General features: G+C 43.6%; 17 protein-coding genes. 16 read left to right on the top strand and 1 reads right to left on the bottom strand.

Annotation, left to right across the window (positions count from 1 at the left end; translation table 11 throughout):
• The 12 genes from ABLU88_RS15895 to ABLU88_RS15840 all read left to right on the top strand — a co-directional run.
• Positions 1-1,097, top strand: a 1,097-nt coding sequence (locus tag ABLU88_RS15895; RefSeq protein ID WP_348837069.1) for a VWA domain-containing protein, incomplete at its 5' end; no start/stop codon positions are given.
• Between the two features lie 72 nt (positions 1,098-1,169).
• A complete protein-coding gene (locus ABLU88_RS15890; RefSeq protein WP_072046276.1) occupies positions 1,170-1,400 on the top strand; it encodes a hypothetical protein in 231 nt (76 codons plus the stop codon).
• 110 nt (positions 1,401-1,510) lie between these two features.
• Positions 1,511-2,755 (top strand): toprim domain-containing protein, encoded by a 1,245-nt coding sequence (locus ABLU88_RS15885; protein ID WP_348837066.1) that lies wholly within the window; start codon positions 1,511-1,513, stop codon positions 2,753-2,755.
• Between the two features lie 68 nt (positions 2,756-2,823).
• Positions 2,824-3,357 carry a hypothetical protein gene (locus ABLU88_RS15880; RefSeq protein ID WP_348837064.1) on the top strand — a complete coding sequence of 178 codons (534 nt, stop codon included), beginning with the start codon at positions 2,824-2,826 and terminating at the stop codon, positions 3,355-3,357.
• 355 nt (positions 3,358-3,712) lie between these two features.
• Complete coding sequence (locus ABLU88_RS15875) at positions 3,713-4,321, top strand: hypothetical protein (protein WP_032720856.1); 609 nt, start codon at positions 3,713-3,715, stop codon at positions 4,319-4,321.
• Positions 4,308-4,550 carry a hypothetical protein gene (locus tag ABLU88_RS15870; RefSeq protein WP_032720855.1) on the top strand — a complete coding sequence of 81 codons (243 nt, stop codon included), beginning with the start codon at positions 4,308-4,310 and terminating at the stop codon, positions 4,548-4,550. Before ABLU88_RS15875 ends, ABLU88_RS15870 begins: the two co-directional genes overlap by 14 nt.
• Before the next feature lie 47 nt (positions 4,551-4,597).
• Positions 4,598-5,062: a hypothetical protein gene (locus ABLU88_RS15865; RefSeq protein WP_032720854.1), complete on the top strand. Its 465-nt coding sequence runs from the start codon at positions 4,598-4,600 to the stop codon at positions 5,060-5,062.
• A 9-nt stretch (positions 5,063-5,071) separates the two neighbouring features.
• Positions 5,072-5,479, top strand: coding sequence for a hypothetical protein (locus tag ABLU88_RS15860; RefSeq protein ID WP_032720853.1), 408 nt, complete (start codon positions 5,072-5,074; stop codon positions 5,477-5,479).
• A gap of 42 nt (positions 5,480-5,521) precedes the next feature.
• A complete protein-coding gene (locus tag ABLU88_RS15855; RefSeq protein ID WP_348837060.1) occupies positions 5,522-6,481 on the top strand; it encodes a DNA replication terminus site-binding protein in 960 nt (319 codons plus the stop codon).
• Positions 6,478-7,233, top strand: coding sequence for a hypothetical protein (locus ABLU88_RS15850; RefSeq protein WP_348837057.1), 756 nt, complete (start codon positions 6,478-6,480; stop codon positions 7,231-7,233). Before ABLU88_RS15855 ends, ABLU88_RS15850 begins: the two co-directional genes overlap by 4 nt.
• On the top strand, positions 7,233-7,562 hold the full coding sequence (locus ABLU88_RS15845; protein WP_348837054.1) for a hypothetical protein: 330 nt from the start codon (positions 7,233-7,235) through the stop codon (positions 7,560-7,562). The genes ABLU88_RS15850 and ABLU88_RS15845 overlap by 1 nt, the downstream gene beginning before the upstream one ends.
• A gap of 208 nt (positions 7,563-7,770) precedes the next feature.
• Positions 7,771-8,088 carry a hypothetical protein gene (locus tag ABLU88_RS15840; RefSeq protein ID WP_012540152.1) on the top strand — a complete coding sequence of 106 codons (318 nt, stop codon included), beginning with the start codon at positions 7,771-7,773 and terminating at the stop codon, positions 8,086-8,088.
• 65 nt (positions 8,089-8,153) lie between these two features.
• Here ABLU88_RS15840 and ABLU88_RS15835 read toward each other — a convergent pair whose 3' ends face one another.
• Positions 8,154-9,290 (bottom strand): tyrosine-type recombinase/integrase, encoded by a 1,137-nt coding sequence (locus ABLU88_RS15835; protein WP_348837052.1) that lies wholly within the window; start codon positions 9,288-9,290, stop codon positions 8,154-8,156.
• A gap of 180 nt (positions 9,291-9,470) precedes the next feature.
• Between ABLU88_RS15835 and ABLU88_RS15830 the strand changes: the two genes are divergently transcribed.
• From ABLU88_RS15830 to ABLU88_RS15815, 4 genes are all read left to right on the top strand, one after another.
• The gene (locus tag ABLU88_RS15830) at positions 9,471-9,722 is read left to right on the top strand and encodes an Hha/YmoA family nucleoid-associated regulatory protein (RefSeq protein ID WP_263075194.1); all 252 of its coding nucleotides are present in this window, start codon (positions 9,471-9,473) and stop codon (positions 9,720-9,722) included.
• 86 nt (positions 9,723-9,808) lie between these two features.
• Positions 9,809-10,870 carry a hypothetical protein gene (locus tag ABLU88_RS15825; RefSeq protein WP_348837049.1) on the top strand — a complete coding sequence of 354 codons (1,062 nt, stop codon included), beginning with the start codon at positions 9,809-9,811 and terminating at the stop codon, positions 10,868-10,870.
• A 320-nt stretch (positions 10,871-11,190) separates the two neighbouring features.
• Entirely contained in the window at positions 11,191-12,090 is a 900-nt protein-coding gene (locus ABLU88_RS15820; protein ID WP_004026560.1) for a RepB family plasmid replication initiator protein, read from the top strand.
• Between the two features lie 843 nt (positions 12,091-12,933).
• Complete coding sequence (locus tag ABLU88_RS15815; protein WP_023287188.1) at positions 12,934-13,590, top strand: DUF6710 family protein; 657 nt, start codon at positions 12,934-12,936, stop codon at positions 13,588-13,590.
• Positions 13,591-14,226 lie beyond the last annotated feature (636 nt).

The following is a 14,226-nucleotide window of genomic DNA, read 5'->3' as shown; positions in this document are numbered from 1 at the left end:
ACTCTGATGGTTCTGACGACTCTGATGGTTCTGACGACTCTGATGGTTCTGACGACTCTGATGGTTCTGACGATTCTGATGGTTCTGATGGCTCCGACGACTCTGATGGTTCTGACGATTCTGATGGTTCTGACGATTCTGATGGCTCCGACGACTCTGATGGCTCTGATGACTCTGTATCTTCTTCACGTACAACACCAAGTTTCTCACCAGCACAGCTAAGAAAGGCGATTGAAGATCTTGACGAATACCTAGACACTGATGCAGAACAGGATAATTCTCATGATTTTCATGAATCTATAAAAAAATCCATTTCTAAAATGGCATCTACTTTCAGTGATGCTGATATTCAAAACTTTGGTTTCCGATTCGGTTTTATCAATCTTACCGAAGAGGACTACAATGACGCACTGGTTAACTCCCGTGAGTTAAGAAAGTTACTTTCTTCTTTGAATAAACAGACTGTACGGCGTAACAACCGGCTAAGTGATCGTGGAGCTCGTCTTCATGGTAGAAAGCTTGTTGAAGTCCCTATGGGAGCCACTTCTGTGTTTAAGAAAAGTGGGGAAGGATATAAAAGGTCTGATGTGGGGGTAATTAACCTGCGTGATATCTCTGTATCAATGCGTGAAGTATCAGTATTAGCTTTAAATGCAAACCTTGCTTTTACCCTGGCTTGTGAATCGGTAAACAATATTGATGTTGCAGATATTGTGTATCCAGTTCAAAAGGAGGGGTATACTGATATAGTTAAGTTTTTTAATAAATCTGTATCTAGTTCCTTTTCTAATTATGAAAATGTTTCTAGTGGATTACATACCCCAACTGCGACGGCGATTAATTCTTGCGTGGAATATTTCTCACGTTTGAATTTTTCACGTAAGGTTATCTTCATTGCAACTGATGGAGAACCATCGGATTCAATAGAGGATGTATGCTCTGCAGTTAAAAATGCTAAAAAACATGGCATAGAGATTGTTTGTGTCGGTTATGGCATTGATAAACCTCTAGGCTTTGATGGAGTTTATTTCAAAAAAATAAACGATATTTCTGAATTAAATTCTTTGTATAGAGATTTAATCAGAAGTCTAGTTTAAATTCTATTATCTTCCCAAGCGGGCTTATATACCCGCATGGGTGTGTTTGCTCGCCATTTTAGGAGCAAACAAATGAAAGGTAATAAATATATTAAACGTGTTCGCGTTGACTCTCGTCAATTAGACAGTGGGATGATTGGAACCAAGGTATACGTCACTGAAGGGGAAGTTGTTAACGGAATTATGCCGGTTGAACGTTTAGTTCGTGATGCCACTTTTTCCGAAGATAATTCCGAATCAATGGATTCAGCAGTTGAAAGACTGGTGGCGAAATATATTGCCAATGGTTTCGAAGTCTTATAAATGATTGTGCCACTACGTGGCACTTCTTTCATTCTGCGTTGTGGGTTTCTCAATGTTATCTGCATTGCAGTAGGCATTGTGAAACCCACAATGTCAGCTAGGAGAGTATTATGAGTCATTCTACAAATTATAATTCATCGGCTAAATCCCCTATGCAGTACGCACAAGAAACATTTGACCTGGTCAAATCTCATGTGCAGCAGCTGGGTGGTTGGCGTAATGTATTAACGTACTATCCTGAGTTTCAAGAGGCTTTGGAAAAAGCTCCACGTTCTGTCAAATGTCCGTTTACTGGTAATGGCAAAACGAAATTCAGATTTAAAGATAGGACACTAGAAAGTGTTCATGCTATTCATGAAGATTATCCACATAATACTTTCATTGATGGCATTGATTTAATTGCTGAACTTAAAAACGTTAGTAAAACGCAGGCTGCAAAAAACATTCTTGAAATGCTTGGAGTTTCCAAGGACAGAAAGTTAAATGAAGCCGATCGTGTTAATATTGTTCTTTATGAGAAAAAAGCTCAATCTTTTTCAGATATTGGTGAGGAAGAGAGACTTAGTCGCATAAACAAGTTAGAGGCAGTGTATAAATACACAAAACTTGTGACACCCGATTCATTGGTTGCTCGATATCTCTCAGGGCGCGGAATAAAACGGATGCTCACGAAATTACCAGCTAGTCTGGGGTTTAATGCTAAGATGCGTTACTGGCCAGGAGCTAATAAACCAGCCAGTTTTCATCCAACGATGGTTGCTATCTTCAACGATAAGTTAGGTCGCAACTGCACGATCCATAAAACTCATCTTACTGATGATGGACTTAAAAAAGCTGATGTTGAAAACCCAAAGTTAATGATGAAGCCGGTCTACCAGATGAATGGTGGTTCGATGCAGTTATTTAATCCAACTTACTGTGACGAAACAAAGTCATGGTTTTTGGGGGTCAGTGAAGGTATTGAGAATGCGCTATCGGTAACTGAAGCGACTTCGATTCCTTGCTGGGCATCTTCAAGTTCAACATTTATGGAAATGCTGGAAATACCTGAACACTTAATGCCGCCTTCTGATTGCCAATTTATTGAATTGTCGATTTGGGCGGATAAAGATCGGGTAAATCCAAACACCGGTAATTCAGCTGGTGAGCTCGCAGCTCTTGTTCTAAAGAGCAGTATGGAGCCCTTACTTGCTGAACGCTATCCTGAAGCAACAGTACGGGTTGAGATTCATTTGCCTGAACTGGAAATTCCTGATGGTGCAAAAGGTGTCGATTGGAACGATGTGTTAATGCTCAAAGGTCGTGAAGCTTTCCCAGCCAGACTGGAAGAAAGATTTTTTGACTTGATTAAGTAATTTCATAACCCATACAGGGAGAGTGCTCCCTGTGGGGCTCTCCCTTTTTTAAATTTGGAGAGCATAGTATGAATGTTTATTATGATATCGAATTGGTTTTTAACTGGGTCAAAGAAAACTTCATTCTGAAGCATTCTGTTTCCCTTGTTAACAGTCCTTGGTACGACTACGACATAGAGATAGATTTGCGCTTAGTTAAGCAAGCGTTGTTAAACGGTAATTTTGAATTTTTATATGTTGTTCGTGATCATGGCACAATGTTGCTTTTGCTTTCGGATTTTCACTCCTCCAGATCTCTTGACTGGGATGGTAGTGAACGCTTTGAGTATTATCATTGCCAAATGATAAGCAAGCAAAGTAAGAAATTATCCAAAAAAGAAGCGTGTGAACTTCTAGATCGTGGGCCTTTACTCAACTCCTTCAGTGCCGGTAGTAAAAACTCCTATCTGAATGAGATTTTAGAGTTTGTTAATAATAAAGGCTTTAACTACTCCCAAGCAAAGTCACTTTTTGACTGTAAACGCATAGGGGACGAGTTAAACCTTCCCTCAATGAGTAACTTCATAGCAAGAGTAGAAAAACATATACTCCATATGAATTAATTACCCATTGTTGTCTATAAAAAAAAGAGCGCATATTTTATGCGCTTTTTTTTTGTCAAAAAATTTACCTCATCTTCCAGTTTTAGCCCTTTAGACCAGAAATTTTGTCTTTCCTCTGTGATTTAATAGTCTCAAGGAGGAATGATGGACTACAAACATGAGTGCTATGACCTAGAAAAGTTACTTTTGGCTGATGATGAGTTTCTGCTCTACCTTTTTGGGGGGGACAATTCAGAAGCTTTACGCAGGGACCTACAAATGCGTTATAACGCCGGTGAGCGACTTATAACTACTCATGAATGCCCTGATTTTTCACCTATCAGGGGCTGCCCTGGCCACGATTGCGAGACTATCGATGAGTAACCCGTATGACCTTTCAATGTATGCATTAGTCGGCGTAATGGCCATCATAGCCGTTGCATCTACCTGGTACCCCAAAGACCGTAAAATTAACTTTTATATCTTCATTTTAAGTATAGTTACTTTTTTGGGACTAGTTGCTTTAGGATTTCTCAACTGGTTTATTGAAGGCTCAGTTTATGGGGCTCTTGTCAGCTGCGTATGTATTATTTTCCTCTGCATGACACGACTCCGGTTGATTGTGTATCGCTATAACGTCAAGTCGAGTGTTAAACGAATTGTAGCTTCAGTTAAGGAGGGTAAAAGAGTTGCTTTCATTGCTCACCAAAATTTAGAGTTGAGGGATGTCGTGGTATCAATGTTCAGCTCAATGCTTCCAGAACAGTCGCGCGTGATACATGGTCCATTTGGTTTTGGCATGGATACTGAGATTGAATTCATTAAGAAGCGAAACAGTGCTGACGAAGGTTATCTCGTTATTTTTCTTAATCAGCAAGACTCTTACTCATGGTTAAAACTTATCGCGGGTGATTCACCTGAAAAAGCAATTGCGTACAATTTTGACTTCATTCCTGATCTGGAGAGTGAAAATGAAACTAAATGAGACGTCTGGCGCATGTGATGATGTGCATCTAAATACATTTGTCATCGACCCTGCAACAGCCCGACGTTTTGAGTGCGTTAAAGAGATGGTTCGTAAGCAGGGATTCAATAATATCACGGAGCCAGAAATTATTGATGCCATATTGTCTGAAATAACAACAGCAGATGCTGCCGGAATTTTTATTGAGTACAAGTTAAAAACCACAAAACCTCTGCTTTCTACAGATTAGGGCTTTACAGAGCATTTTTTTATGTTTTCATATTCATAAATGAGAAAATGAGAACCAGTAAATTGAATATGATTTTAAAAGAAGAAATCGTTTTGGGCATCTACAGCTGGCTTCAAATGACTCCAGTCAGCATGCTGGTAAGGAACATAACCAGCGATCAGGGAGGGGATTACGCAATCGTCCGCTTTACCGTCGATAGCCGGGGGGTTCAGATGGGGCCTAAGGCTCAGGGCCAGCTTCTCTGTTCATTCGGATTCAATGTTAATGAATCCTGTGAGGCCGACACAAAAGACGGTCCAGCCCTCATAAAGGCAGAAATGATGAACGGCGTTATGCAGCTGGTACCGGAATGCATTGAGCTCACAGACAGCCAAACCCAGGCAATCAGGAAAGAAGTATCCGTGTTTAACAGGGTTTGTGCAATGCAACTCCAGGGGGGACATGGGAATTCAAGGTCACTGTGGGAGAAAGAAATTCTTCCCCGGATGAAAGGCTGCAGACAACTACATTGAGGCAAGGCGATGAGCAAAGTGCATTGTATTAGTGGTATTACCTGGAAGAACTCCGATAGCGCGGCTTTCAAAGTATATGCCAGCATTGGTGCGGTATTAAGCATTGGCCTGATCACTGCTACCGTAAGGAACTATGAAATTCTACAACTGACTGTTCCGTATACCTGGTATGTCTTCTTCACTGTATTCTGGCTCTTGTTCCCGTCCTTTACGGTCTCTTTCCGTGAGCAGGAAGGGCGTTTATTCACCTCGATGGGCTTTTACGGGTTGAAACTGATCACGCTCGACCGTCCTGTCTCCGATGGGTACTGGCTGGTCACGATGGAGAAACAACGTTATCGCCTTGTCAGAGTATGCAGGGATGGGCGACGCCTGCCTGTATGGCTGACGTTTAAGTCTTTACCAGAGTTTGTTTAACGATTACCGTCGCACGTTCAGGAACACGATACGGGAGACGATATGAATACTGACTTTGCACATTACAACGAAGAGCAACTACGCAAACTCGGTGAGCTGCACAGTTTACTCCGTCATAGCGATATCGGATCATCTTACCTTGCCACGCTCCCGGAGCCCCGTAGTGTGGAGGAGTTGAATCCTCCACAGGAAATCAATGTGACTCATTCGGTGCCCGACGTAGACACCCTGGTGGATATTTACCGGCAGCAGCGGGTTGATAAAGTCCATGTCAGGGATGAACATTATTCAACCAAAATCACCCGAAAATATCCCGGGTTTGTTGTGGTTAAAAATAATCATGACGAAGTGATGTCGCTGGTGGGTGAAATCAACCGGCTTCGCGACAAATTTGCTGATGTTGTAAAAGGTATCACTCATTACCAGGACTCACGGTCAGAAATTCTGCACCAGATTTACCCGTGGCTGGTGACTTTACAGGTGTCCCGCAATATCCGGATCGTTACAGAGAAAATTAGGTCCTTGGGGTTCACCTGGCAAATCCCTGTCATTCATAAATTCACCCGTCTGGAAACGGTAATAGACCGCCTACGCAGGGAGATAACTGAGCTCCAGCCGGATATCAATCTGACAAAACAGGATGTAGAGCGGTTGAAACATGAGCGGACCGGAGAAATCATGATGCTGTCGTTGCTGAATGATGAAGTGTGTAATGACGATGAATCTTCGAGAAAATTTCGGCTTATCCGGGAAAGTAACTTTCCTGCTGTTAACGTCAATATCCGGTACACCAGTCCTGATGATCCGAATGACGTTCATGGGCCGTACAAACTCAACTTCCGCGCGCCTTTACCTTTAATTTTGTTCAGCGAACCGGACCGATTTAATCCGTTAAAAAATTACGTAAAGGGTGAAAGGCAGAAGCGCGGCAGTTTTAATGAAAAATATCGTTCTGTCCTGCCCCGTATAGGGCTTGTGGAAGTCATAAAGGAGTCGAGATGAGCCGGATTCTAACCGGTGTTTGTGAAGCTGATCCGGCCAGGAGGTTATACAAAGTGGCCGTCAGCCGGGGAAACACTTTTCTGTCTGCAAAAGAACGTTTCCGCGTACAGGTCTGTTTCAAAAATGCCATAACACATCCAGATGAAGATCGGCTGCTGGCCGAGCTGTTGACTGTTCATCACTTCCTGGCTGACACCTCTATTTTATGGTACATGGAGCAAAAAACTTATGCTTGCTCCACGACCTGGGCCACCACGTCCACATGGCTACCTGATATCTATCAGCGTCAGGCCAGCACACCCAATGTGGTAAAGATTATCAAATTTATGCACGCCCGGTTTCCTGGCCTCAAAACGGTTGTAGAAACAAATGAGCAGGGCTATGAACAGGCGCTTACCAGTGTTGATTTTGAGATTCCTTACTGGCCAGTGCTGCCGAAATTTGACGCTGATATAGGAACGATACAAGTAACGATTAGCGGGATGATCCGTTACACAGAAACGATGAGCAATAAAAATTGTAAAAGCCCTCTCGACTTAATGATAAAAAGTTTTAAGTCAGGGTTGATCCCGATAGAGAAAATGCCGTTGAACAAGACCGAAAGGCTTATGCCTCTGGATATGAAAGCCGTAGGTTTGATATTCACGCACGCAACATGGCCGAGGTTTCGTTACATTTTTGTACCGGACGAGGCGGGAATAATGAAACTGGTTAACGTGGTCAAATTAAGATTAAAACCTCTGGAGGAATAATGACTTACGCGATTTTCTTGTTAGTAACTGCAGTTTGTTCATTCGGTTTAAATTATCTGACAAACAAAATATGTCCCGCCATGGTTGTGATTAATAAGAGTAGAGGCTCTAATGTACATGCCTTACGGTGTATCACATCGTTCCTCCTCCTTCTGGTAACACTCTGGCTTCCTGTCAAACCAGCCGTGATCAATCTGGCAGTAGAGTTTGCTGCACTGGTGAATTTTATTGCATCAGTCACTCTCTATACCGTTGCAAATTTAAGGGAGAAGTGGAGATTAAAAAACAAAGAAAAGAAGAAAAAGCAGCTAAAAAAGGATAATCCATAATATCACCTATCATTTTCCTTCCTGAGACGCACCAGGACCAATTCGGGCACAGGCTAATGCACTTTCCCTGAGTCCTTCCTTATGAAGGCGTAGAGAAGGATTTAGCTATCTTGATGACGATTTTCGCGATTACCTGTTTGGTTTCGAATTTTTTCAGAAGTCGGGCGCAATAATAGCCTTTGTTTTTAATGTTTCATCCGGAGGTTTAATGAATAATAAAAGAACGATTACCACGCGAGAGCAGATTAAAATTAATGGAGAAATTCGTGAGAGAACAGCAACCCATATTGTTACAGGTGCTCATGGGTACGAAACCCTTTGCATAAGTGGTTATATTGTTGACACAAACGAGATGGGAGAGGTTATCCATAACAGCGAAAAATTAGCGGAAGATTTGTTACCTGTTACTTGTCCTACATGCAGGGTCATTTGGTATCACACGCATGAATTTACACTCGATGATTTTGACAGTCTTTCAGGTAAAGGAGATTTTGTTGTGACAGATTTGAAAGAACTGAATATCTGAAAAGTTCATAAGTGACCAGCGCTCAGTAACATGTTGCTGAGTGCTGGTGTTTCTCTCAGTAAAATCTATATATCGTCCAGATGATTACGCATAAAGCTTACCATGGCTTTTTCACTGGCAAGATATCCACGGATATAACGGAAGACCATCTTTGGATCAGACCAGTTCCCCATCTCGGTAATCTTTTCCAGGGAGTACCCGGCTTTAAACAGCTCTATGGCTCCCCCCACACGCACACTGTGTCCTGTCCATGTCCGGTACCGCCCGGACTGTCGGTTACTGTCGCCGACCTTCCCGGCAATCCCCCAGAGGCGTGCAAATGCCTGGTTCAGTGAATTAGAGGACAGCATACCAACATCTTCCCGTGATAGCTTTGATTCATTTTGTAGCTGCGTCAGTAACCCCTGACTGAATCCTGCTTTGACCAGCATCCTGTCTATGGATTTACCCCGTGATAGCTTACTGCTGGTGGGTGGGAAATATCGGTTTGTATGGATGTTCACAGGCTGAAAAAGAAAACGGTGCCCGAAGGTTTCAGTATCGGTGTATTCCACAGTCTCAATCAACTGTCTGATATGCTGACTGCATTGTGGTGAGAGCTGAAATGTCAGGTTACTTGAAAGGTTTGTCTTGGTCCGCATGACGTCCAGAAGGTAACAGGACGTGTCATTTTGCCATTTCAGGTCGCCGGTTTTAATCCTTCGAATTTCCACGTTACGCAGCAGGGTTTCAAACCCAACCCATATCATTGCAAGGTCCCGTATGTCTCTCAGGTCGTCGCTTTTATGCAGTGACCGGCGAAGAATATTGAGATCGGATATTAGAAATGGAAGGGCCTGACCGGTGACGATTTTTTTCTCATTCTCCCGCGCCCGCCATACCTGAACCAGTGCTTTTATCAGAACGTTGCGGAAGTCTGGAAAACCCAGGCTGCTGTTTACGCTTGAAAGGCATGCAATAAAATGAGAGATGGTCGCCATTTTAACGGATCCATTCAGCCCATTAATATAGCGCTCGACATCAACTGCTGTGACGGGGAAGGGGGTCAGGCCGTGCCTGGCGCACCATGCAGACCAGACACTCGTGACCCTTAACTGACTTCTTGCCGTATTGTAACGGCGAAACCGTAACAGCTTGAGTGCTTCCAGAGCGCTCATGTCATCGGTTCGTGCAATCGCAACCAGCTTAGTTTTATCTGTCATGGGAAGATCTCATGTCTTATCAATGGCACTGTTTTTATAACCAGTATAGTAACATTGTTTTTTTTCAAATCCAGGGAGAATGGGAAATTAATCAAGATGCTTCTCTTGCCTGTCTGTGGTACTTCGTTTAATGTTTTCGATAATAGCCATTGTTTTTGGACATGCCCCGGAGCGTTGTTTTTGAAAAGCCTAAATGTGCACAGTAGCCTGAGAGAAACCTATCTCCTGAAGTTCAGGAAGTGCAGCACGACAGAAACTCTCGATAAAGTTTTTGAACGTATCCTGGATAAATTAAATGATGAAGGAGGAGATATAAATAAGATAACCAGCTTGAATGGAGCGTATGATCACCGCAGAGCTGAGATATACATGAAAAAAATCTATGACAAAATACCTGCCTCTGTGTGGCATCTCATCCCCGATGAGATCTAAATAATGTAAATAAGGCACTGTTATTCCATGTTTGATAGAAGCGAATAATGTAGAATTCCTTTATTCGTTTTTAACGAGGAATATTCATGCGACGTAATTCACAAAAATGGATACCATTTGGATTCGATACGGTTTCAAATAAAATTGTTGATATCGCCAGCGTTGAGAATGGCCTTTCTTGCAACTGTGTCTGTCTCATTTGTGGCACATCCTTGATTGCAAAACAAGGTAAAAACCAAAAATGGCATTTTAGCCACAGCACAGAAGTAAAAGGGGTTTGTAGTGAGCTCACACTACAACATATAAAAAAATACATAAAGGTTAAAATACAGGAAAAAAAATACCTTGCTCTTCCTCATCTTCTGCAAGGTAAGGAGAAAGGGATCGTTAACCTCAAAAATCTCGCTGGTGGTGGGATTGTTTGTGGCCTTAATGCTGACCTCATAGGGTTATGTAACGATACGACAATCGGGATATTCGTTAATGATACGTCGGAGGATATCCAGCCAAATCCAGACCTTTTAGCTCAAACAGGCCAGCTGGCGCTAGTGGAGATCGATGCTGTTCGGATTGAAAGTATCATCACTCCATATCGTGAGAACGGGGAAGGCATAAAGATGATGGATGCGATAGAAAAGCTACTTTTTACCTCAGATGAAGCCAAGCGGTGGATCTACCATCCCTTAATGCAGACAGCACAGCCACATACTTTACATCAGTACAAACGCCACCTGAATGCCAGCGGCAACCAGCTGCTTTCTATGATTCCGGTAGATCTACCCATGAATATGAATTCGTTGCCTCTGGCACCTGCACAGCAATGGCAACATTTACGATGGACAATAGAAATACTCGCTAAACTTACCCGGGCGGATATACCTTCAGGGAGTACCGTTTTTGATGAACTGGTATCCTATGCACCGAGGATGCTGGATTCCTGGGAATCTATAAACGTACCCGCGTATGAACGTTGGTACGATTATTACATCAGTAAAAGGGGAGAGGGAGGACTGAATGAGGCGGAGCAGGAATACATTAGCTTCATAGTTAAAATCGCGAACTGGAACGTGTCTATACATAACTTACCAGAGTTCGATCGCGAGAGAGCTTTCCATGATTGGTTTCTCACTCATGATCCCAATAAGTGATCTTCTCAATCTGCGTCAGGTATCTTTTCCTAAGCCGAGGATGTAGATAGTAAAGCAGTTTCTCCTCAGTAGGTTTTCCACAGGATAGATCCAATAACTGATCCATAAAGGATCCAGAGAGTACCAAAAAGATCCCGGATCGCTGGAGGCCCTGTGCCGCTTGGCTTGGAAGGTGATCGGTGTCTATTGTATGCTACGAAATGTCTACTGTAATCTACAAACAGTCTACTGAATGCTATATATTGTCTATTGTGCGCTATAAAAGTGTCTACTGTATGCTATATTTTTGATGGTTATTCAAAACTTAGGGTTTATGGGAAATGTCTAACAAAATCAATGAGTCATACCTAAATGTAGAAGAAATAAATCAGACTACTGGTGAAGTTATCACACTTTCTTCCACATCGGAGACCAGTGTACAGACAGTTCCTCTGATGCGTTTGGGGGTCTTTGTACCAACATTAAAATCGACGAACAAAGCGATCGCTAAGAAAAGCAATGTCGGATCAAACATCAACGCGTCAGACGATCTTAGGCATCTGGAGCTAGCCAAATCCGAAGGGTTTGAAAGGATTACCATTTCAGGTCCAAGGCTAGACATGGATACGGATTTCAAGGTTTGGACAGGAATCATATCGGTACTGACCGATAATGAACTCGAGTCTAACGAGGATGGGACTATCTCGATCCGATTTACTGAGTTTGCTATGCGATGTGGTTTTTCTCGTGGACGTCTGAAGGCTGAATTTCGGGAAAAAATCAAAGATTCGCTCAGGAAACTGATGTCTAATGTTGTTGAATTCTCCAAGGACAGAGGCACAAACATTGAAGTCACTAAATTTGTTCAGCTCATTGGTGAGTCAACCGTGGACATTGGTAATGACAAAGTTATCCTCACTCCGTCGAAAACGCTTAAGGATCTGTATGTTGGTGAATACAAGATCCTGCTTAAGCTGAGAGCCCTTAAAGCCCTTGCAAGGAAAGAGTCAGCCCAGGCCCTTTATACGTTCATTGAGGCTCTGCCACCTAATCCGATCCCTGTCAGCATTGAGAGGTTCAGGAAGCGTTTGTCCCTCACTTCCAGACCTGCTCTTCAGAATTCAACGGTAAGAAAAGCACTTAAGCAACTGGAGGACATTGGATACCTTGAATACCAGGAGCTTAAGGAAGGCAACAAGATAGCGTTTCAAATCATCAAGAGAAATCCCTCCCTGAAGTAGAAAGTCCTCCGACAATCGCTCTGAGGGGGCTTACGGGCCCTCTTCAGTCGAACCCGGGGATTGTTCTCTACAAAGTGCTATCGGATTGTACGTTAAACACACCAAAAGTAACGCTGACATGTCGTAACACCTTCCAACTTCAGTGAAAGTTTTTGAAAACGTAGTGGCTCAGCTGAAACTGCCGGTGAATTTCACATCAGGTTCCTAAGAAGGAAAGTAACTTTTCTTTTTTGCCATGATGCATGAGCTTGTCTTCTGTTGCCTGTTTTGTAAATTCGTCTGGTAGATAGTCTACTGTACGCGACATGCGAACCACGATTAGCCCTACGGAATACAAATGTCTACTGTATGCGATATCTGAATGCTGTTGGTAAAAGCAGGTGGCCGTTAAAGACAGATGTCTATTGTACGCTACAAGTATCTCAATCTGGGGTGTGCTGCCGGGTGACGATCTACTGTATGCGGCAACCGGTTGAATGTTCGATCAGGTCCGCATTTATCGGTGGTGTATTGTATATGTCTACTGTGTGCGGCCATTCACGCTATAGGGTATGAGCTGGTGGATAATGGCCTATCGTATTTCAATACTGCCATGGCTACAGAACAGGGGCGTTTTAATGATTGCGATCGCATATTGTCTACAGTATGCGACATGCGTCACAACCGGACACCGGTATACGTTTGCTGTTCTACAAGGACGATGAGAGGAGTTCTGACGTAGACCCGGATTCCCGGATTATAGCGGCATGCATAACTACACCACGTATGAAGAACATGTGCGCTATGTAGAACTACCGCAGCATGAGCATGAAAATCATCATCACGATAAGGAGGGCACGGCAAGTGATGTTCTGGAACCAAAAAAAGAAAGAGAAAGCAGCAACCGGCAATGAAAAAAAGCGCTTCGATCACCTGCTTTCGGTGGCCGAGAAATTACCTGTCATGACGCTGCCTGATCTCATTCGCGCTATCGTGCGACCAGTACAGAGTGATTTCTTGCTGGCGGTAGCCGAGGAAGGAACAGATGCCCGACCAAATATGACCCCTGAAAAGTTCTTCTTTGAAGGGCTTATCCATGTGAAATCGTATGAAAAGATGAAAGAACATGAGATGGACGGCGCTGATTACCCGTTGTCACTGGCAAGTGATATGGTGCTGCCGTGGCCTTGGAGCCTACAACGCTTTATCAATAACGTTTCACGTATTGGAAGCTATAAGGGGAAGCCGTGGAAGCAGGATAATAGCAATCATTATGTTGAGCTATGGTTGCCCTGGCGTATTGGCTTTGTGGGTGGCGGAAATCATTCAATAACGGCTGGCATTCTGGCCGGAGAAGGGACGCTAATCCCTGAGCACGTTTACGATATGTCCTGGCTGTTTGAGCTGGTCCGAACGGACGGTAATCACTGGTTTGTTGACGATCATAAAGTCGAAGCGGTTAAGTCGGGGCGTTCAGCTGCGGTGTTTGAGATAGGGCGGCTATTAGTGGAAGGAGCTTAAGAATTTTGCTCGAACTGCTTGCTGAAGACGTTTACGTCACGATGATCCCTGTTAAGCCTGTGGCTAAGAATCTATGTCTACTGTATGCGACAATCACCGCATATCGGTTATGCCCAAATAGGGGAAGGTCTATTGTATGCGATATCGGGCTATGGCTGATCAGTGCTGGAGGCTACCTATTCGTGTCTACTGTATGCGACGGCCAACTTAAGTGGATATGCGCTAGTGGGAGAACGGTCTACTGTATTCGACGTGCCGTTAAATGGCCGATCCTTGCCGGTTATGCAGGTTATGAACAACTGGTGTCTACTGTATACGCCAAGCCACGCACCGGTAGGTGCTGACAGGCAATGGTCTACTGTATTCGACGCCCGGTTAAATGGCCGAGAATCACTGGTTCTGCCAGGTATGAACAACGGGTGTCTACTGGATGCGACAAGCGAGACACCGGACCGATGTTGAAGGCAATGGTCTACTGTATGCGACGTGCGCTGAAATAGCCGATCCTTGCCGGTTATGCAGGTTAAGAACAACTCTGGTGTCTACTGCATACGCCAACCCAGGCACCGGTACGTGCTGACAGGCAATAGTCTATTGTATTCGATGCCCGGTTAAATGGCCGGGCATCGCCGGTTC

It is taken from the genome of Klebsiella sp. GW_Kp182 (genome assembly GCF_040062275.1).
Taxonomy (GTDB): Bacteria; Pseudomonadota; Gammaproteobacteria; order Enterobacterales; family Enterobacteriaceae; genus Klebsiella; species Klebsiella michiganensis.
Note: the sequence above shows the minus strand (reverse complement) of the source record. Positions and strands in the feature narration are given on the sequence as shown.